Source organism: Paenibacillus sp. FSL R10-2736 (genome assembly GCF_038000245.1).
GTDB lineage: Bacteria > Bacillota > Bacilli > Paenibacillales > Paenibacillaceae > Paenibacillus_AQ > Paenibacillus_AQ phytohabitans.
Map to the genome: position 1 here is coordinate 3,489,643 of NZ_JBBOBN010000001.1, position 19,814 is coordinate 3,509,456.

The window sequence follows — 19,814 nt, forward strand, 5'->3', positions numbered from 1 at the left end:
AGTTTCAGACTGTATTTGGTAAAATCTTTATTGCGCTGCCTTTGCCTTCAGTTCTTCGGGAAAGACAGCGCCGCTGCTGCTAATAGGAAATGCTTTACTTACTTGTCATCCGAATCACTGGAGTTGTCCTTCGAGCCGTCTCTACCATCTCTGGAAGGCCAGCCGAAGCCGTTCATGCCGCCGCCTTGACCTTCCCGGCCAAATCCGGGGAATCTTCCGCTAAAGCGTCCGTCATCCATATTTCCCCACATACTGCTCATTTGTCCGCGCATAGCCATCAGCTTGTCGAATTCCTCTGATCCTATGCGCTCCTTAGCGGCCTCCATCCACATAGCCATTACATCACGGTCTGCATCTGTTCCTAGTTCTTCTTCTAAGGCTGTAATGACGCGGACCAGGTATTCACCGAAGGCTGCCTGTTCTTCTGGAGACAGGACTGAAAATATGCTGCCGCCCTCAACCTCCTGGCCCTCTTCCTCCCGCCCTTTCGCCGTCAGATAAATCAGCATGATGCGTTTATCTGTCTCGGAAGGCTGACGGGTGATATATTCGGCCTTCTCCAGTTTGGCCAGCAATTCATTGAGCGAGGATACACGAATGTCCAGCATATAGGATAAATCCTTCGTGCTGATTCCGTCCTTCATCCGGAGAAACGCCATGATCCTGCCTTGTCCCCGTGACGTATCTGCCATAGGGCCAACAGCGGCGTGGTTCTTCAGATGCTGTCTCTGCAACAGCCATTGCAGCTTGGCGAGCTTGTCGTACAATTCAGCATTCATATTCATTATGAATCCTCCCAGGGATATATTTACGGTACCTGTCAATCAATGTAACGGTACCTGTTGAATTTATTATAACGGTACCTGTTATACTTGTCAAAGATTTTCTACAGGTGCCGTTAATAAATTTTCCGCTGGAAGCATTGCTGGTCTTTCAGGTAATCAAGCAGTAGCCGGTTGAAGTGCTGCGGCTGACATAAATGGCTGGGATACATGGCATCTTCCAGTATTGCCAGCGTGGCGAGCGGATATTTGGCCGCTGTTTGTCTCACCTGCTCCAGAACCCGCTCATTCTGATTGCCTGATACACAAAGAACGGGAACCTGCAGCCTTAGTGCAAACCCGTAGCTGTCCGTATGTCTTAGTGCCAGACGCTGTTTAATCAATTCTGTTGTCCGTTCATGGACAAGCTCTCTTCTCAGAATATGATACGCAGACAGCCATTTGTTATATGTAATGCGCAAAGAACGGATGAACATTTCAGCCGGAAGATAATGGGCGGCCCATGCGCAGATTTGAAAGAGCTCCAGCACTTTGCTGCCTTTAGACGTACAATCTCCTAGGATGTAATTGTCCACCAACACCAGATTAATTACCCGTTCAGGATTCAGATAGGCGAATTTCTGGGCAAGCACAGCACCGCTGGAACAAGCTACGATGACGGCCCGTTCTACGGACAGTCCATCCAATAATCCCTTCAGATCTTCACACTGCGTGTCTACAATCCGGCTGATCTCCACATCCATTTTACCGGATTGCCCATTCCCTCTTAGGTCAAACAAGATCACTTTCGCCCGCTTGCTGAAATACTCCGCCTGAGGCTCGAACAGATGATGTGAAGTCGAATAATCATGAATAAAAACAATGGGCAGACCACTGCCCGACACCTCGTAATAGAGGGTAGTTCCATTGACGTCAATATACGGCATTACCTGTGCATCCTCTCATGTCGCTTACGGAGTTAGCTGCCGGATTCGGGCTTGAAGAGTAGCCCTACTCGATTCCTCGAGATTCACCCCAGAAAACTTGGTTTCCCCGCTTCCATTACGGAACTCAGCGATTACATATATTTTTGCGGATATAGATTAACAGAAACTTCAGTATAGCCCATATTCGTCTATGAATGAATAGCTTAGGTGAATTTGCCCAACACGCGCAGAAACCAGCCGCAGTGAGCCCAAAAAGCAGAGCAGCGATTCTCCCGTTACCGGAGACTCACTGCTCTGCTTGCTTTAAACATCATCTATAATCAGCGGTTCAGGATGTCATCCACCTCTTTAGCGAGGGTGTCCAGGCTTTCCTGTATTGGCAGGTTCTCCAGCCAGATATCGTTGATGCGTGTGCCCATCAGATCTTCAATCTCATGGTACGTACCGGTCATCGGTCGCATTTTGCTGAATTCCAGCTCTTCGGAAGCGACCTTGTAGCCAGGGAAAGCAGCTATGGTCTCTTTCATCAAGTCTGTGTCCAGGGAAGTAAGACGGGTCGGAAGATATCCGGTATTGGCAGAAGCATACGCCGCCTGCTCGGTATCCGACAGCCATTTCATGAATTCGAAAGCGGCTGCCTTCTCATTATCCGTTCCCGTATTCGCCAGATACGTATTCGATCCGCCGACCGGGACGCCCCGTTTGCCGTCTTCTCCGGCAGGAATCATGGATACGCCGAGATCAATTCCACTCTCTGCGGCCATGCCGGCGAACGTTTTGTAGCCGCCGACACTGGAGAAGATCAGCGCAGTGCCCGGATTGGCAATGGAGGCATAGTAGGCATCCTTATCCGTGACCCCAAGTACTTTGATCAGACCCTTGGATTCCAGATCTTCAATGAAGGTGATCAGCTTCACTGCGCCTTCGCTGTTGATGTTGGATTTCGTCTCATCCTCATTGACCACATTGGTATCCGAGTACGAATGCAGCAGCGCCTCCATCACCCAGAAGTCATAGTTGAACAGGTACATCGGCGGCTGGCCGGTAGCATCATATGCGGTCTGCAGATAGGCCTCCAGTTCGGCAAAGGTCGCCGGTCCGTTCGGATCCAGCCCTTCTTTAGCGGCGAGCGTCTTGTTTACATACATCACGGGAACACTCCGCATATGGGGAAAGGCATACAGATCCTCGCCCAGATACAGGTTGCCGAGGTCGCCGATTTTGAAATCCGAGGTGTCGAACTTGTCCGTTTCCATGAACGGTTCGAGATTGGCAATAATGTCACTGTCGGCAAAGCCCTTAGTCATCGCCACTTCATCAATAAAAACATTCGGCAGCGTACCCGCTATGGCTGCAGCGTTGATCTTCTGCTGCATTTCCCAGTAATCCCCCTGATATTCAGCATTCACATGGATATTCAGCTCGGCTCCCTTGGTCTCGTTGAACTGGTCCACCAGATTCTGGTTCACATCCTCCACGGCAGAAGTCCAGAAATTCAGCTCGAGGACGGAATCACCTTTCTCATAGGCCGCTACACTGGATTCAGCTTCGGTGGTGGCACAGCCTGCAAGAACGGCGGTCAGTGCAACAGTGGCGAGCAGCGGAGTTACTCTTTTTCCCCATACCTTCATTATTCGTTTCTCCTCCATGAACTGCTGTATTTGGTATTCAACATGCAAGGCCGCAGGTTTACTCCCGCTACTTCACTCCCATGTAGGTGAACGCTTTGATAATTTGCTTGCGTGCAATCAGGAAGACGAGCAGAATCGGCACGATCAGCATCATATTCCCGGCCATCACGATCTGCGGGCTGAGCCCCTCCACATCCTGAAGCTTCTGAATTCCAAGCGGCAAGGTCCGGACAGCATCCGTTGTGGTCCATACGAGCGGGAAAAAGTAACTGTTCCACGTCCCGATGAACGTCAGCAGCGCGAGTGTGGACAAGGTGGGCACAGCGGCAGGCATCATGATCGTGTAGATGATTTTGAACTCACTGGCATTATCCAGACGGGCTGCCTCCAACTGGGAATCCGGCACCTGCATGAAGGTCTGCCGCAGCATGAAGATGGCTGTACCGCTGGCAATGAAGGGCACGATGAGTGATACATACGTGTTCAGCAGCCCGGACTTCGCAAACATCACGAAGATTGGCAGAAAGATCAGCTGGCCCGGAATCATCATGGTGACGAGCACGATGCCGAACAGCGCATTTTTACCCTTGAATTGATATCTTGCGAATGCATAGGCTGCCGGCACAACAACGACCAGCTGGCCGAGCATCGTCCCGAGCGTAATGATCAGGGAATTCCGGGTATAATGCAGAAAGTTAATCCTCGTAAAAGCATCCCGGAAATTCTGCCATTGCAGAGAATCCACCCAGAATTTCGGCGGCATCCGAAGCACCTCGCCCAGCGTCTTGAACGCGGTGAGGATCATCCAATAGAACGGCATCAGGAAGATCACGATCAGCAGCACCGATGTTATGATCCGTAGTCCTGCGCCCGGCAGCCGGAGCCAAACTCTCATTGTTTCACCCCTTTAGCGGTAATGAACCCGATTATTCAGTGCTTTGAAGTAGAAAATCGTAATCAGCCCCACGATACCCATCAGCACGACCGCCATCGCGGAAGCATAACCGACCCGGTAATATTCGAAGCTCTGCTTATAAATGCTGAAGATCAGCGTGTTCGTTGCGTTGGATGGACCACCCTGTGTCATGATATTGATCGTCTCGAACACCTGGAAGGAGCCAATGATATTCATCAGGATCAGGAAGAACAAGGTCGGTGAGATCATCTTGAGCGTAATTTGAAAGAAAACGGAACGCTTGGACGCATTGTCCAGAGCCGCAGCCTCATAGAGATACCCCGGAATGGAGCCCAAGGCGGAGCAAATGATCAGTGCATTGAACCCGACGGATTTCCAGACCGAGACCAGCACCAGCGAGAACAGGGCCACATCCTTATCGGTCAGCCAGCCCACCGGCGCTGCTCCCAGCACAGACAGCAGATAATTGAACAGCCCCGTATCCGTGTTCATCAGCCACATCCAGATCAGCGATACGGATACCAGCGAGATGATATTGGGCGTGAAGCTCAGCGTCTGGATGAAGTGGTTCAGCGGCGTGTTTTTCTGTAAAAAGAGCGCCAGCCCCATCGCCAGCACCATCACCAGCCCAACGTCCATCACCATGTACAGCAGCGTATTGAGCAGGGTATGGAGGAAATCCCGGCCGCTGAACAGCTCTGCGTAGTTGCTGAGTCCGGCGAACTTCATCGGCCCGCGCATATTCCAGGTGAAGAAGCTCAAATAGATGTTGTACAGAATCGGATAGAGATAAAATACGGTCAGGATGATCACCGCCGGAGCAACCAGCAGATAGGGAAGCACCTTCACGGACGGGCGCAGCCGCTTCATGCCGAATCACCAATGCTTCCGGCAGTGCTATTTCCGGACTGTGCAGCTCCCCGGACCCGCTGCTCCTGCGCGTCGAAGAATGCCAGATGCTCCTTCTTCACGTAGAGCTTCACGGCTTCCAGCTCGCGTTCCGGACGGTCGAAGCATTTCACCGAAATGATCAGCCCGTTCTCCAGCTGCACTTTGTAGATAATCTCCGACCCGAGCAGCTCCCGGCCGCTGAGCGTGCCCGTCAGGCTAACGGTATTGTCCGGCTCCATTCCCGGCTCCAGGGCAAACTTCGCCTTCTCCGGCCGGAAGCCGAGATACCGGGCCTGCTGCGGAGCCAGCTTACGGATCTCATCCCCGCAGCGGTCGAGTGCGAGAATATTCATCGGAGGGGTGCCAATGAAACGGCTGGAGAACAGGTTGGCCGGATCGTAATACAGGTTGTGCGGGTTATCCTCCTGCATGACCTTCCCTCCATCCATCAGCACGATCCGGGTGCCCATGCTCATTGCCTCCACCTGATCATGGGTTACGTAGACAAAGGTCGCACCCAGCTTCTTATGCAGCTCGATCAGCTCCGCGCGCATCTGCTGCCTCAGCTTGGCATCCAGATTGGACAGCGGCTCGTCCATCAGGAACACAGCAGGCTTCTTCACCATAGCCCGGGCTAAAGCGACCCGCTGGCGTTCACCGCCGGAGAGAAACTCCGGCTTTTTGTGCAAATGCCTGGTCAGTCCGACGGTCTCCGCAATTTCAGTAATTAGCCGCTTGCGTTCCTCCTTCGGCACTTTGTTATTCTTCAGCCCGTATTCAATGTTCTTCTCGACCGTCATGGTCGGGTACAAGGCATAATTCTGAAATACCATCGCCAGATTCCGTTTGCCCGGCTCTACCTGGTTCATGCTTACCCCGCCGATGTGAATCGAGCCCTCCGTGGAATTCTCCAGTCCGGCAATCATCCTTAGCGTCGTAGACTTGCCGCACCCGGAAGGGCCGACCAGCACCGTGAAGCTGCCGCTCTCAATCGTCAGATTCAAATCCTCAATAATCAGCTTGTCTCCGTATTTCTTGGTTACCTTCTCCAGAACGATGCCGCTCATATTCTCCTCCTCCAGCCGGATTCTTCCGCCTGCTTCCATTCGTCTATCAGTTCTTCAGGCACTCCCGCGCAAGGTCCGGTTTATTGGTCATAATCCGCGTAACCCCCAGATTCCGCAAGCGGATCATCTCCGCCTCATCGTCCACCGTCCAGGGATTAACCTCGAACCGGCTGCGGTCCGCCAGCTCCATGAAGGCTTCATCTACGCCAGGGTAATACGGATGCAGTACATCCGCCCGGCAATTCGCCGCATATTCCTCCAGCCGGTAGAAGCTCTCCATGAACGCAATCGCCGTCTTGAGCTCCGGGTAATCGCGCTTCAGCCGGGCCACGGCATTGTGATTAATCGAAGAGATCAGCGTATTCTCTGTGTAGCCATAACGGCGCACCAGCTCCGCTGTCCGCATATTCACTTCACCGTAAGGCCGGGAATAATCCTTGGTCTCGATGTTGATGTACAGCCCGTGCTTCATGGCGAACTCCATCACCTCGCCAAGCTCCGGCAGGCGGCTTCCGTCCGTTCCGTATTTCCCGGCAAAAGCATACGAGAAATCATACTGCCGCAGCTCTTCGAGCGTCAGTTCTCCGACCAGACCGGTCCCGTCCGAAGTCCGGTCAATGGACAGATCGTGGATCACCACCAGCTTCCCGTCCCGGGTCAGCTGCACGTCCAGTTCAATGCCGTGCGCCCCCATGTCGAGAGCCAGCCCGAATGAGGCCATCGTATTCTCCGGTGCATAGGCGCTTGCTCCCCGGTGAGCCAGTATCTGGGTCTGCTTCATGCGCGTACCTCTCTAAGCTGATAGCAGACATCCGGACGGTCAGTGATGATCGCGTCTACACCGGCCTCCAGCATCATGCGGATATGCTCCGGATCATTTACTGTCCAGGCGTTGACCTGAACACCTGCTGCGTGCGCTTCTTCTACCAGTTCGCGGTTAACCCCGATGTACAAGGGATGCAGAGCATCGGCTCCGGTCATTTGCGCATATTTCCCGCCCTCGTACAATCCTGCAATATAGAGCAGCGCTGTCCGCATCTCCGGGCAAGATTCCTTGAGCCTTACCATAGAGGTATGATTGAAGGAAGAGAAGATCACTTGTCCACTGAGGCCATACTCCTCCACCAGCTTCGCCGCCTCTGTCCCGAGTCCGTTATACAGCTCCGACTTCGAGAGGATATCCTTCACTTCAATATTCAGATATAAGTCATGTCCCTTCACCAATTCCAGCACTTCACGGAGGGAAGGAATCTGCGCTTCCGGGTATTGCTCCTCGAAGCCCTTATTGAAGCGGAAGGCCTTCAGCTCAGCCAGCGTGTAGGACATAATATCTCCTTTGCCATTAGAGGTGCGGTCGATCGTATCATCATGAATCACCACGATCTCCCCGTCTTTGGTCAGGTGAATGTCGATTTCCAGACCGTCGGCATGCTGCTGCACCGCGAGCCTGAAGGCTTCCAGTGTATTCTCCGGGGCATAGGCGCTTGCGCCGCGGTGGGCGAGTATTTTACAATCCTGCATAGTTTCTCATCCTCCTGTTATTGGGGTTCGGCTTGCTTGTTGAACAGATCAGCCAGGGAGTTCAGAACATAACCCGGAAGAATCTGCTGTCGCGTGATATCTGCTCTTGTACTAACTCCGGTAAGGACTAGGGCCGTCTGCATGCCGCTGCCGTTACCCATTAGAATGTCTGTCTCCAGCCGGTCACCCACCATCAGGCATTGCTCCGGGGGACAAGCCAGCAGGCGAAGCGCCTCCTGCGCATAATAGGGAGAAGGCTTGCCAATAATCAGCTCAGCCTCTGTCCCTGCCGCAGTTTCCAGCGCTTTGACAATCGCCCAGGTATCCGGGATATAACCTCCGGGCACCGGGCAGGCCGGATCGGGATTGACCGCCACCAGCCTGGCGCCCCCTCTTGCCGCTCTCATTCCGAGCACCAGCTTCTCATAATTGAATTCGCGGTCCATGCCTACCAGCACATGGGTTGCTGCCTCAGGGTCCCCGGTTACGGCCACTCCGAACTCCTCCATTTGCCTTCGCATCACCGCTTCTCCAACCAGATACACCCTGGCTTCCGGCTCTTCCCGTGCGAAGTAGCTGCCGCTGACATAGAGTGCAGTCAAGATTTCCTCTTCCCCGCAGGCCAGCCCCATTTGCTCCAGTCTGCGCTGGCAATCCCGGGGAGTATGGACCGAGCTGTTGGTCAGAAAAAGAACTCTCCGGCCTCTTCGCCGCAGCTCCGCAACCGTGTCCACCACACCCGCAAGCAGCTGATCGCCAATCAGCACGGTCCCATCCAAATCAAAGCAGTAGGCTTCATATGAAGCGATGTCCATCAGCGCTTGCTCCTTTTCATTCAGGTTCACTGGTTCTCCGCGCCGGAATTTCCGCACAAAAAAACCAGCTCCAGAAATTAAGCCTCCGATTACAGCCTCGTAAGGCTCCATCGAATGCTAATAACTGACCGCTGGGTTTTCTCATCGTCTCCACCCCGGGGTACGTTATTCACTTATTTCACGCTTCCACTGCCACAGGGCCGCGTCCCCAATGGAGACATAATCGGCGCCGCTGTCCAGCGCACTGCTGATTTCCTGCTTTTCCCGGATCAGTCCGCCTACGATCAGCGGCTGCTTAATGCGCTGCTTCATATCCTTGATGATTCTCGGCATCAGTCCGGGCATGAGCTCGACCTCATCGGGATTACAGGTCTTGATCATCCGAAGCGCGGTTTCTATCGCTGCCGTATCAATGGCGAAGAACCGCTGGATACTGGCGAGCCCGTGCGCTCTGGCTGTGGCGATGGCATTGCTCTTGGTGGTAATGATCCCGTCGATCCGGAAGGCTTCGGCCAAATACTGAATCGCCGCCGCATCTCTGCCAATTCCGCCGACCATCTCCACATGGACGAATACCTGCTTGCCTGCATGCTGCAGCGGCTTCACAATCTGCCCCAGGTTGTTGATGTTCCCGGTCATCAGATTCACACGCTTCACACCGCAGACAACCGCCTGATCAATCTGTGACTCCTCGGTGATCGAAGCAATAATGGGGTTATGCTTCAAGTAAGCATCCTCCCTTCACTTATAGCTTGCAGCTGCCAGCTTGTCTTCCTGCTGGTCCTACCCCCTATGTTACAGAGCTTTTATTCGCTTAATATCAGAGCGCTGTAAAAGTTACAGTTAACATTCAGGCAAGGAATTCCATTGCCGCAGATAACTGACAGGGTTCGGGGCTTCGTATATCAAGCACTGCATGAGAGCTATTTGATCTTCCAACGGCAAGTCATCATCAAATGATCCTGGTGCATCTCGGCTGTCAGCGTTCCGTCCATCTTGTCCATAAGACTTTTGGCAATCGAGAGTCCTAGTCCGGATCCTTGGGCAGAACGTGTGCGGTCGACTGTGTAGAAACGGTCGAATATCAACCTTACCTCGTCACTTGATAATGCCTTCGCCTCGTTAACGATCCTCAACTCGGCAAACCCGTCCCTCTTTTGGAGGCAAATATTCACCTCTCCGCTTGCATGTTTGACAGTATTGATGAGTAAATTCTCAACCACCCTGCGTATAGCTGATTCATCGGCATAGATAACCACGTCTTCCTCTGGCAGCCGGATATCCGGTATAATGTTCTGTTCATTGAAACGGTCGTAGAAACCAACCAGTATTTCTGAAAGGAGTACAGTCATTCCGATTCGCTCCGTCTTGAGCTGATAATCGGGGGACTCAATGAGGGACAGCTCGAAGAAATCATTCAACAACGCCTGCAGACGCTTCGTCCGGTTATGAATGATCGAGAGGTATTCCTGCTTCTCCTCATCCGTAACCGGCTCCGCTCCAAGCAGTTGAACATAACCTGATATGGAGGTCAGCGGAGTACGGATGTCATGGGAAATGTTCGCAACTGCCTGCCGCAGCTCCTGCTCGCTCCGTCTTCTGCGTGCTTCTGCCTCGACGACAAGTCCGGACTGGCGGTTAATTTGACTCGCTAGCGCTTCCAGCCGGTTGTCGAATAAGGTGACTTCAATTTTTTTACCGGTAGTTCCCTTGTTGTAAAGGTACAATTGCTGTGTCATACGCTTTAGCTCCCGCCTGAGCAGCAGCAGATAGGCAAGCAGAAGAGCTGCCGCCGCAGCCAGTATAAGCGTCAGGATAAGCAAGACTCTTCCGCCCCTTTCATATCTATTTGATTTCCTTTCTGCGGTACACAAGAATACCGAGCAGCCCGGATACGGCGATCGTCAGTATGGGCACAAGCAGGAGCGCCGGCAGATCATGGCTATCCATTCTGGGCTTGCCGATATCCCCCATAAGCTTGAAGATCGAATATTCATATACCTTGGTTAAGGAAGGAATGTATTCAACCAGGCCGCCCAGAACGGAATCAATCAATAGAAAGAAAATAATCGAGAAGCCGATTGATTTGCCGCTGTCGGTGAATAGGGCAGTGAACAGGGCTCCGATTGCCGCGTAGCCTGAAGTATACAGCAGCGTTAGTCCAAGAACCCGTAATATGAAGGACGAATCTACACCCTCCGGCAGGTGGCCGAAACCTGCAAGCAGCGAGACCTCTGCTGTGCTTATGACCGGGAATACCAGAGAAATAGCCATGGTTCCGATAGAGAATCCAATCAGCTTGGCAGCGAATAGCCTGCCTCTGGTGTGGCCTGATGATGCGATCGACTTCATTACACCTGTTGAATATTCATTGGCGATGAAGAATCCTGCCAGGGCTGCTACGCCCAATTTGATCACATATGCATTGCTTGCAATAAATGTAATCAGGAATTCTGCTCCCGTGAACTGCGGCGCTCCACTGGACTTATTATCAAAATAGTAGAGCAGCGGGTAGGCCAGTGAAAGTGCGGCGGTTATAAGCAGCAACACGCGGAAGGATCGGTCCTTGCGCAGCTTGAACAACTCGGATCTAATCAGATTATACATTGCCGGCACCTCCGATCCGCTTCATGAAGTAGCTCTCCAGATCTTCTCCCATGGGCATGAACTGCTCAATCTGTACACCTGCAGAGAATAACGCCGAAGATATTTCCGCGGGTTGCCCGAAACGGCCGAACAGCTTAATGGCCCCATCCGGCATCACTTCGAAATCATGGGTATTCAGCTCGTTCTGAATGACCGTTACCGCTTTGTCCGGATTATCCGATTTAATGAACAAATATTGCTGGCATTTATCATTTAATTCCCGGGCGGTAAGCTGTTCCAGCAGCTTTCCCTGATGAATGATGCCATAGTGGCTGGCGAGCAGATGCAGTTCACTCAGAACGTGGCTGGAGATCAGAATCGTTAATCCCCGTTCATGGTTAAGCTGTTTGAGCAGCTCGCGCATTTCGATGACGCTCATCGGATCCAGCCCGTTGGTGGGCTCATCCAGAATCAGAAATTCGGGATCGCTCAGCATGGCGATTGCCAGGCCCAGCCGCTGCTTCATGCCAAGCGAGAAATTCTTTACTTTCTTCCTGCCTGTATCCTGTAGCCCGACCAGCTCCAGCATACGTACGACGCTATCTTTACCGGGAATGCCCCGGAGGAGCCGGTTCACCTCCAGATTCTCTCCGGCAGTCATGTGCGGGAACAATGCGGGGCTCTCAATAATTAACCCCATTCGCTTGCGCGCCCGGGTCAACGACTTCTCATCGCCTGCGCCGAATAATTCAACCGTTCCTCCGGTTGGAAAAGCAAGACCGGTTATAATGCGCATCAGTGTTGATTTTCCTGCTCCATTCTGCCCGATAAAGCCATAGATAGCACCTTTGCGGATCGTTAAATTTACTTTATCCAGTGCTACACCGCCTTGGAACTTCTTAGAGAGTTGATTCGTTTGCAAAATAACTTCATTCATAATCTCTTGGCCTCCTTCTGTCTTAGACCAAGTATAGAAACAATAACTTAAAAGATTCTAAAGCCGAATCTTAAGAATGTCTTAAGGCTTTAGCCGATAGCCCATGCCCCATACGGTCTCGATATATTCGCTTCCCGGTGCAGCCTTCACAAGTTTGTTCCGCAAATTGCTCATATGTACGTTGACCGTATTGTCATCACCATGGTAGGGCTCATCCCATACGCTTTCGTATAGATTTGCTTTGGTGAATACTTTTTGGGGTGCCGACAGGAGCAAGCTTAGAATTTTGTATTCCCTGGCGGTCAGTGCAACCTTCATCCCTTCTGCAGTCACCGTTCTAGAGTCGGATTCAAGCAGGAGTCCTTTATGCTGCATGATGCGCGATACAGGCGGAGCCGCAATTTGTGCATACCTGCGCAGATGCAAATCGATTCGTGCGGACACCTCCTCGAGATCAAAGGGCTTCGTAATGAAGTCGTCTGCACCTCCGCGCAGCGCGGATACTTTGGTATGCTGTTCACCTTTAGCCGAAATGATAAGGACCGGCACATCTCCCCGTGAACGGATCCAATCCAGCAGCTCCTCCCCGGTCATTCCGGGCAGCATTAAATCCAGCAATACCATACTCCATTCCCGTTGCTGCAGATAGAGTAACGCTTCGGTTCCGGAGAAGGCTGGCTGGGGTACATAACCGCTTTTCCGTATAATACTGCACAGCAGCCGGCTGATATCGCTATCATCCTCGGCTACAAGAATATGTATCGAATTATTCATCGTATCTCCTTGTATTTCCTTAATTGGCTGTCATTTCTGAAATCTATGTTTTTATGATAGACTGTTTCTGCTTCTTTTTCCAGAATGAATAGCTGTCCCCATCGGTAGTAAGCCCTTTAGGCATCATTGTTGTACGTTTTGCAACTTTGAGTTATTAATAGCCTGGTATTCGGGAAGATTGTTGTATGAAATACAAGAATAAACCTGCTAATCCGCTTGAAAAGGGTGAAATCCTGCTTTTTATACAACAATTTTGAATTTGGACAGATAGGATGAGGGGAATGTTGTATTATGTGCAGGATTTTATGGAAAAGGTAATTTATATTCTGCTTAGGGAAGCTGCTGTCATAAGTAGAGGCATCCCCATACATCATTAACTGATGGGGATGCCTCTTGTAAACACACAACTGTATTCAAAACCTGCCCTTCCCAACGAAGCAGCCTACGCCAGCCTACTTCAACAAATTAGATGGTAATCAGATCCTTGATCCGGACCGGTAGTCCGGTCCGCATGGCCTGATTGGCGGCGATTCCGGTCATGATGGAGCGGGCTCCGTCCCGGTGGTCGGCTGCACGGTGGTAAATATCCTCGTCCGGGGTTCCGAACAGATCGTTCAGCAGCACAGGATCGCCGCCGCCGTGTCCTCCCGTTCCTTCATCCACCTGGACTTCATAGGGCGCTCCAAACATAGGATGCACCACAATATGCTTGCCCTCCACAGCTCCCTCCAGGGCACGGTCGCCGCCGGCATTGACATAGGATTTTTCCACGATGCTCATTTCGATTCGGCCCTTGGAGCCGTTAAAAGCTATCCGGTAACCCTCCCAAGGCATGTAGGCGTTCAATGAATACGTAAGAATCGCCTTATTGCTGTACCGGACCATTACCCCCATGGTGTCCTCAATACTGATTCCGTCGCCGAACACGCTTTGATCCCGCTGATAGCCGTCCTCTGCCTCCGCATCCAGGTACATCTCCTTCAGAAAGGGATTCTCATCCATCTGCAGGGCAAAGGGATCATCCTTGGCAGCCGGATTTCCGGTGGCACGCTGATAGAATGAAGTTACGCCGCGGTTCTCGGCATTCTCCCGGCCATAGAATCGCAGGTCGCCGAAGGCAAACACCGTTTCCGGCTCCGCACCGATCCAGAAGTTGACCAGATCGAAGTGATGGGTAGATTTGTGTACAAGCAGTCCCCCGCTGTTGCGCTTGTCCCGGTGCCAGCGGCGGAAATAATCCGCCCCATGCTCAGTATTCAGCAGCCATTCGAAATGAATAGAATGCACCTCCCCGATAACCCCGGAGGCAATCAGCTCGCGGGCTTTCGTATGATGGGGGGCATAGCGGTAATTGAAGGTGACCCTGACCTTGCGTCCGGTACGCTCCACCGCTTCGTAAATCTCCTTGCATTTCTCCACATCAACGGTCATGGGCTTCTCTGTGATCACATCACAGCCAAGCTCAAGCGCGCGGATAATATATCTGTGATGGGTCCGGTCGACACTGGTGACAATGACAATATCCGGTTTCTCTGTCTCGATCATGGTGTCAAACTGCTCAGCCAGGTAGGTGTTCACCTGCGGATACCCGTGTGTCTCCGACAGCAGCTTGTTGGCGTAATCCATACGTGTCTGATTCACATCGCAAAAAGCGGTAAGCTCTGCTGAATCCCTGTACTCTTTCGCAATAGCTTCATAGAAAAATTGCGCCCTGCCGCCAATGCCTACCTGTACATAACGCTTCTTATCCAATTACGTGTGCCTCCTAAAGTTAGTTCTTATATTGAGTTTCAGTTTTTGCAGCGCAGCCGTGCACTACCCTCAGTTATCTGTCTCAGCCGGAAAGTCCAGACTGAACAAATAGGGGGTCAGCGGCTGAAGCTCTATAGTCTGGCCCGCAGTGCTTTGATCTGTAATCAGATCCATGAAGCCGTTTGCCGTTAATCCATTGCGGACTGCTTTGACCACCACGGGTTCCGGGCCATAGTTAACCACATTCATGAGTGTATGTCCCCCATATTCAACGGTTCTCCACTCGACATTGTATACGGGAGCATTGTCTGCCGGATCAAGCAGCAGCAGCTGTCCCGGATTTACAGTCTGCAGGACCGGTAACAAGTAATCTCTGATTTGGCCTGCGGTCCAGTCCGTTGCGGATATTTTGTCCGCATGGGCGAACACATAACTTCTGTCTGCGGCAGAGAGCGCCGCGCCGTGCGGCGTAAGCTCCAAAGCGTGGGAGCCGATCAGCAGCACCCGTCCGCCCTGCTCCATAAATTGTCTAATCCCGCTCAGCGTCTCCGGATTGACTCTTGAAGCGTTTGGCACAATCAGCAGCTTATAATCGTCCAGCCCGCCATTATCCACCTGCTTTTCAGATACATATCCGGCCTTGTAGCCGCTGTAAGACAATGCTTCATAAGCTCGGAGCGAGACTGCCGAGTATTCACCCGAGAAGACACCAGAAGCGGTAGAATACAGAATCGCCGCCTGCGGTTGTTCATTCTGGAAGGCGGTTACCTGCCCGGCCAGACGGTTCAGGTCCAGATTGGTCCGCCCCGCCTGTGCTATAACATCCGGCCGGTGCAGAATGCTGCCCTCGGTACTGGCCGTTTCATTGTATGTCCGCTCCCAGACCCAGATGGCCGATCCGCCCCGGCCGTGAATCGCACTCTGCCACAGTACGGAGCGGACATGCTTTGCCTGTTCCGGCGTATACATTTTGTCCCCGTCTGCGATTAGATGATGCTCCGAATTAAAGACCGGGGCTTCTTTGAAGGAGGCCTGCAAATCATAGAAGCTGAGTTCTTCCATGAAGCCCTTCGGGCCTTCGTTGATATAATTCCAGTTGTCATTGCCGTTGATCTGGCTGAACTCCGAGAAGCGCTCGATATCCACGCCCCAGGACAGGCTGCCCCGGGGATCACCCATAATTTTCGCCTGCACAGGCAACTCTGGAGCAAGCTCATGGATAATTCCGGCCATCCATTCATGCCAGCCGGCGAAGTAATCCTGGTTGAACAGCACATAGTCATAAGACGCCGGAGAAGCTGTAATATTCTCAGGCATAGGCACACCGGTAAAAGAGCTATAGGCCGTTTGATAGACGCCGTTCAGCTGCCCGATATCGCCGTTATAGATTCCTTCAAGATACTCGTGCCAGGCAGGCAGTGCATAGGCATCCTTATTGGCCGTATAGACCGATTCGTTGGTGAGCGTAAGACTCTGCAGCGAATCATAATCCTTGATAGCAGGAATCAAGGCCCGCAGATAATCCTCTATAATGGATTGGGCCATCGGCTGAAACAGGGAGAATTTGATAGAGCCGTTATTCTCCACCTTCAGCTCCGGCCACTTTGCGAGCACCCAGTCCGGAAAATAATGCGGGGAAATCAGGAGATTGACCGCAACATCATAATCCTCAGCCCGCTGCAGCGCCGGTAACAGCTCCGATTGGATTTTGCGGGTGGAGACAACGTACTCCTTGTCTGGGGAATAACCGCCCAGATCCTCAAAGCCGGGATTCTGAATCAGATTCACCGTGCTCCCAGCCTTGACGACGCTTAAGTCATCCACCCAGACCGTACCTGTATTCTCGGATAAAATAACCAGCGGGTAGGATACCTCCCCCTTCGCTGTGGTATATTCGAATGTTACTTCTGTCCAGTCATAGGTTCCGCCAGGCAACGGCTGACGCTGCTTCCAGCCCGTTCCGCCCGGGAACCAGACGTTCCTGGCATTGTCACCCTTCACCCATACCTTGAATTCATAGGTAGTCTCCGGCTCTACTGCTATGGTCTGGGCGACATTGATGAATACATTCGACTGCCGTGGCGATGCATTGGCAATCTTCAGGGAATGATTGCCGGAATGGCTTATCCCTTCTGTAATTGCTGCTGTAGCAGACACCGCACCGGAGCGGTTGACGGTGTAGCGGTTTACGAAATCTTGTTTGTCCAGAATGACATCCCTTGGCCCCAGCTCAATCTGGATTACGTTAGCTCCGAGATCCTGAAGCTTCGGAATATCCCGCTTCACCTGGTTGAAGTGACCGTAGCCCGTGAAGAAGATTGGCCGTTCTTCGGTGACGCCCGTACTCCTCACGATGGTGTCACCTACGAAGGAATATCCGGAAATCTCCGGGCGTCCGGAGACATACCGGGGTGCGGACTGCGGGGTCAGGCTGCCATCCAGATACCCTTCCAGCTGCTGCTTGCTGCCTGCAAGCATCGTCTCCAGCTCAGCCGCGACATACTGCGCTCTGCCGAGCCGCCCCTGCACGATATCCTCCTTGCCGTAACCAATGAAGTCCTTGATTACGGTATAATCAATCCGCTCATAATCTGTGGACAGTCCTTGTGCATCACATTGCAGCAGCAACTGCTCCAGACCGGGCAGTTGTGCATTCACACTATCCAGCATGGCCTCAATCTCTGCGGGATCGAGCACCGCAGTCACCTTCAGCTCCTGCCGCTTGCCGGCAGTACTCCCTTGCTGCGCAAGCGTGAATTCAAGCAGCTGCTCTCCGGGGTCCGCCGTGGTGAACGGCAGGCTCCATCCGGCGGCCGAGCCGGCAGGCAGCGTGAAATCCGCTTCAACACCCGGCAGGCTGGATGACAGATGGAGGTTATGCGGTTCACTGGTCGTGTTCACAGCGTACACCGAATAAGAAACAGTCGTATTCACATTGATCTCCCGGGGACCTTCCACCCAGAAGCTCCAAGGGTCGGCGGAAGGGACCAGATGAACCACTGCATGGTCGGCCGGACTTTTGGCTTTGCCGATACCCGGTGTCCATTCCAGCCAGCCCCGGCGGCCCACGCCGTCATTGTCGTTGAACAGCAGCGTGAACGGAAGCTCCCCGTTCTCCGGCATACCCGTGGAGATAGCAGACCACGGCATTCGTACCTCATAGAAGGTCTCCTGTCCGGTCCGTCTGGCTGCAGCTGTGATCACTTCCGCTCCTGCTGCGGCTCCGCCTTCGCTGAACTGCCAGACATGCGCCTGCCCGTCCATATAATTGATGGCGTATTCCGGCCCGTAGCTGCCGCCGGGACTGAAGGCGAACTGGATGCTGTCCCCTCTCCACATGGTGCTGTCGGAGACAGGAGCATGCACATTATCCGTCACCTTCGCCGCCCAGTAGAAGTAGCTCTGGTCATAAGCGAGATAGACGCTGGCGGATACATCTGCAGGTCCTCCCCAGCCTTCGACCAGCACCTGCCCGGCAGCCTCCGGAAGCCGGATCTCTGCGTAGCGATCCCATTCGTCCACTGCCCCGTCAATGACGATGTCCTCCGCTTCCAGAGCCAAAGCGTGCGTATGTTTACCGAAGCTGCTGCGGAAGTCTTCCCAGTCTGTAATGACCGGGGAAGCCGGTTCTTCATAGACGGACTCAGTTACGCTGGCGCGAGTGCCCGGAGCATCCGGCGGTATGATTCCCCCAGGTGATGCATTCGCTCTCAATTGTTCTCCGTAGACAGCAGAGGGGAACCCCTCTGCCGCCATGGAGAATACCAGCAGGATGATCAACGCCCATACGGCTTGCTTGCTGCTTCTCCTATTCATCGTTGCTTATTCCTCCCTTCTGGATGGTCAGTCATGACTTGACTTGAAGTTCGGTTCCAATGATCCAGGCTGTTCCTGCTGCGGACTGGCCGGAAGCGGAATCCGCTCCACTTCACCTTCTGTGAATTGCCCCCGCAGCTGCAGCACATAACGGATATGTGCAGGCATCACCTCCCTTACATCCGCCTTCCCCTGAATCACGGCCAGCGAGGCAGCAACCCCCGCCGCTTCACCGATGGCGCTGACCGACGCCATGATCCGGTAAGAGCTGTGCGCCTCATGGGTTCCGCTGATGCAGCGGGAGGCGAGCAGGAGATTGGAGCAGCCCACAGGGATCAGGGAACGATAGGGAATATGGTAATAACCGTCCCCGGGAATGCTCTCGAGTCTGGTTGCTCCCCCATCCGGATTGTGTATGTCCAGTGAATAAGCGCATGCTGCAATCATATCCCCGAAATGCCGGGTGTTCAGACAATCGTCGGCTGTCAGGACATACTCACCAGTGATCCGCCGGCCTTCCCTGACACCGAGTCGCGGCGCGATATAATCCAGCTTGGCTTGCCGGAATGCCGGATGTCTGCAGATGGCCCCGAACAGTTCATTGGCTTGCCGGGTACCCTCCTCCATGCCCCGGCTTACTGAATCGGGACGGGTAGGGTCCACTCCCAGCACAGAGGTGGAGTTGAAGAGCAGCGACTTGCCGTCCGGATAAGGAAAGCAGGTGATGCTCTGCCTTGGATTAGCGGTCTCCCCCTTGTCCTTAAGCTCCTGATAATACGGCAGCAGCTCAAGCCGCAGGGAATGGATCGCCGGCCAGGTCTGGATATCCGGATTCTTCAGCTTCAAGGGATCGAAGCCGCTCACACGAAAGGTGGCGGTGGCTGATTGCAGCTTGCCGTCACCTTCACGGCCGATTTCGTACTGCATCCCTGCCATTGCGGACAGATTACCGTCCGCCGTGGCATCCAGAAATACCTCTGCGGCAACCGTTCCAGCCTGATTGCCCTGAAGGTGAAGTCGCTGAATCCGACCCTTCTCCACATCAACCTCATTCACCGAGCACCCGGTCCACACAGTTAGCGTTGGCTCAGCTTCCAGGAGCTGCTGATAGGTGGACTTCAGAGACTGCTCATCATAGGTCGGCACCCGCTGTTCGTTGTAATGGGTATACGCCGCCGGGAACAGCTCGCGGTGAATGCCGCTTGTAACCGGGCGTCCCATACTGTCGCGGAAATTGCAGATCAGCGAGACGCTGGAGAAGACGCCGGTGCCGCCGACTTCAGGGCCCGCCTCAATCAGCAGCACCCGCCGGAACAACCTCGCAGCAGCCAGGGCTGCGCTGATCCCGCCGACTCCTGCTCCTACCACCACAAGCTCGAAATTCCAGTTTCCCTTCATAG

Annotated in this window: 17 protein-coding genes and 1 riboswitch; all 17 genes read right to left on the reverse strand. The window is 53.2% G+C overall.

All coding sequences use genetic code 11. From position 1 onward, the window contains the following. Positions 1 to 98: 98 nt before the first annotated feature. The 17 genes from NSQ73_RS15055 to NSQ73_RS15135 all read right to left on the reverse strand — a co-directional run bounded on the left by NSQ73_RS15055 (position 99) and on the right by NSQ73_RS15135 (position 19,812). Entirely contained in the window at positions 99 to 785 is a 687-nt protein-coding gene (locus NSQ73_RS15055) for a MarR family winged helix-turn-helix transcriptional regulator (RefSeq protein WP_340987077.1), read from the reverse strand. Positions 786 to 898: 113 nt separating this feature from the next. Next, positions 899 to 1,708: an alpha/beta fold hydrolase gene (locus NSQ73_RS15060; protein ID WP_042137456.1), complete on the reverse strand. Its 810-nt coding sequence runs from the start codon at positions 1,706 to 1,708 to the stop codon at positions 899 to 901. Between the two features lie 7 nt (positions 1,709 to 1,715). Then, positions 1,716 to 1,848, reverse strand: a riboswitch (cyclic di-AMP (ydaO/yuaA leader). 180 nt (positions 1,849 to 2,028) lie between these two features. Then, on the reverse strand, positions 2,029 to 3,339 hold the full coding sequence (locus tag NSQ73_RS15065; RefSeq protein WP_340987078.1) for an ABC transporter substrate-binding protein: 1,311 nt from the start codon (positions 3,337 to 3,339) through the stop codon (positions 2,029 to 2,031). 67 nt (positions 3,340 to 3,406) lie between these two features. Continuing rightward, entirely contained in the window at positions 3,407 to 4,234 is an 828-nt protein-coding gene (locus NSQ73_RS15070) for a carbohydrate ABC transporter permease (RefSeq protein WP_340987079.1), read from the reverse strand. Between the two features lie 12 nt (positions 4,235 to 4,246). Further along, on the reverse strand, positions 4,247 to 5,125 hold the full coding sequence (locus NSQ73_RS15075; RefSeq protein ID WP_340987080.1) for a carbohydrate ABC transporter permease: 879 nt from the start codon (positions 5,123 to 5,125) through the stop codon (positions 4,247 to 4,249). After that, positions 5,122 to 6,213, reverse strand: coding sequence for an ABC transporter ATP-binding protein (locus NSQ73_RS15080; protein ID WP_340987081.1), 1,092 nt, complete (start codon positions 6,211 to 6,213; stop codon positions 5,122 to 5,124). Before NSQ73_RS15080 ends, NSQ73_RS15075 begins: the two co-directional genes overlap by 4 nt. Before the next feature lie 46 nt (positions 6,214 to 6,259). After that, the gene (locus NSQ73_RS15085; RefSeq protein WP_340987082.1) at positions 6,260 to 6,994 is read right to left on the reverse strand and encodes a glycerophosphodiester phosphodiesterase; all 735 of its coding nucleotides are present in this window, start codon (positions 6,992 to 6,994) and stop codon (positions 6,260 to 6,262) included. Beyond that, positions 6,991 to 7,734, reverse strand: a complete 744-nt coding sequence (locus tag NSQ73_RS15090) for a glycerophosphodiester phosphodiesterase (RefSeq protein ID WP_340987083.1) — start codon at positions 7,732 to 7,734, stop codon at positions 6,991 to 6,993. The genes NSQ73_RS15085 and NSQ73_RS15090 overlap by 4 nt, the downstream gene beginning before the upstream one ends. Before the next feature lie 17 nt (positions 7,735 to 7,751). Further along, entirely contained in the window at positions 7,752 to 8,549 is a 798-nt protein-coding gene (locus tag NSQ73_RS15095; protein ID WP_340987084.1) for an HAD-IIA family hydrolase, read from the reverse strand. Positions 8,550 to 8,714: 165 nt separating this feature from the next. Continuing rightward, positions 8,715 to 9,275, reverse strand: coding sequence for a glycerol-3-phosphate responsive antiterminator (locus NSQ73_RS15100; protein WP_042137442.1), 561 nt, complete (start codon positions 9,273 to 9,275; stop codon positions 8,715 to 8,717). A gap of 197 nt (positions 9,276 to 9,472) precedes the next feature. Then, positions 9,473 to 10,372 carry a sensor histidine kinase gene (locus NSQ73_RS15105; RefSeq protein ID WP_076243167.1) on the reverse strand — a complete coding sequence of 300 codons (900 nt, stop codon included), beginning with the start codon at positions 10,370 to 10,372 and terminating at the stop codon, positions 9,473 to 9,475. A 22-nt stretch (positions 10,373 to 10,394) separates the two neighbouring features. Then, entirely contained in the window at positions 10,395 to 11,156 is a 762-nt protein-coding gene (locus tag NSQ73_RS15110; protein WP_042137438.1) for an ABC transporter permease, read from the reverse strand. Then, on the reverse strand, positions 11,149 to 12,072 hold the full coding sequence (locus NSQ73_RS15115) for an ATP-binding cassette domain-containing protein (protein ID WP_340987086.1): 924 nt from the start codon (positions 12,070 to 12,072) through the stop codon (positions 11,149 to 11,151). The genes NSQ73_RS15110 and NSQ73_RS15115 overlap by 8 nt, the downstream gene beginning before the upstream one ends. Before the next feature lie 81 nt (positions 12,073 to 12,153). Further along, a complete protein-coding gene (locus tag NSQ73_RS15120) occupies positions 12,154 to 12,846 on the reverse strand; it encodes a response regulator transcription factor (protein ID WP_340987088.1) in 693 nt (230 codons plus the stop codon). A 465-nt stretch (positions 12,847 to 13,311) separates the two neighbouring features. Next, entirely contained in the window at positions 13,312 to 14,598 is a 1,287-nt protein-coding gene (locus NSQ73_RS15125) for a Gfo/Idh/MocA family oxidoreductase (RefSeq protein ID WP_340987089.1), read from the reverse strand. Between the two features lie 69 nt (positions 14,599 to 14,667). Then, a complete protein-coding gene (locus NSQ73_RS15130) occupies positions 14,668 to 18,414 on the reverse strand; it encodes a sugar-binding protein (RefSeq protein WP_340987090.1) in 3,747 nt (1,248 codons plus the stop codon). A 27-nt stretch (positions 18,415 to 18,441) separates the two neighbouring features. After that, positions 18,442 to 19,812 carry an FAD-dependent oxidoreductase gene (locus tag NSQ73_RS15135; RefSeq protein ID WP_340987091.1) on the reverse strand — a complete coding sequence of 457 codons (1,371 nt, stop codon included), beginning with the start codon at positions 19,810 to 19,812 and terminating at the stop codon, positions 18,442 to 18,444. Positions 19,813 to 19,814: the final 2 nt, after the last annotated feature.

Coding starts and splice junctions, on each gene's coding strand:
- NSQ73_RS15090 (WP_340987083.1), bottom strand. CDS start 7,734: ATGCAGGATTGTAAAATACTCGCCCACCGCGGCGCAAGCGCCTATGCC.
- NSQ73_RS15120 (WP_340987088.1), bottom strand. CDS start 12,846: ATGAATAATTCGATACATATTCTTGTAGCCGAGGATGATAGCGATATC.
- NSQ73_RS15060 (WP_042137456.1), bottom strand. CDS start 1,708: ATGCCGTATATTGACGTCAATGGAACTACCCTCTATTACGAGGTGTCG.
- NSQ73_RS15135 (WP_340987091.1), bottom strand. CDS start 19,812: ATGAAGGGAAACTGGAATTTCGAGCTTGTGGTGGTAGGAGCAGGAGTC.
- NSQ73_RS15075 (WP_340987080.1), bottom strand. CDS start 5,125: ATGAAGCGGCTGCGCCCGTCCGTGAAGGTGCTTCCCTATCTGCTGGTT.
- NSQ73_RS15085 (WP_340987082.1), bottom strand. CDS start 6,994: ATGAAGCAGACCCAGATACTGGCTCACCGGGGAGCAAGCGCCTATGCA.
- NSQ73_RS15130 (WP_340987090.1), bottom strand. CDS start 18,414: ATGAATAGGAGAAGCAGCAAGCAAGCCGTATGGGCGTTGATCATCCTG.
- NSQ73_RS15115 (WP_340987086.1), bottom strand. CDS start 12,072: ATGAATGAAGTTATTTTGCAAACGAATCAACTCTCTAAGAAGTTCCAA.
- NSQ73_RS15065 (WP_340987078.1), bottom strand. CDS start 3,339: ATGAAGGTATGGGGAAAAAGAGTAACTCCGCTGCTCGCCACTGTTGCA.
- NSQ73_RS15110 (WP_042137438.1), bottom strand. CDS start 11,156: ATGTATAATCTGATTAGATCCGAGTTGTTCAAGCTGCGCAAGGACCGA.
- NSQ73_RS15070 (WP_340987079.1), bottom strand. CDS start 4,234: ATGAGAGTTTGGCTCCGGCTGCCGGGCGCAGGACTACGGATCATAACA.
- NSQ73_RS15095 (WP_340987084.1), bottom strand. CDS start 8,549: ATGGACATCGCTTCATATGAAGCCTACTGCTTTGATTTGGATGGGACC.
- NSQ73_RS15080 (WP_340987081.1), bottom strand. CDS start 6,213: ATGAGCGGCATCGTTCTGGAGAAGGTAACCAAGAAATACGGAGACAAG.
- NSQ73_RS15055 (WP_340987077.1), bottom strand. CDS start 785: ATGAATATGAATGCTGAATTGTACGACAAGCTCGCCAAGCTGCAATGG.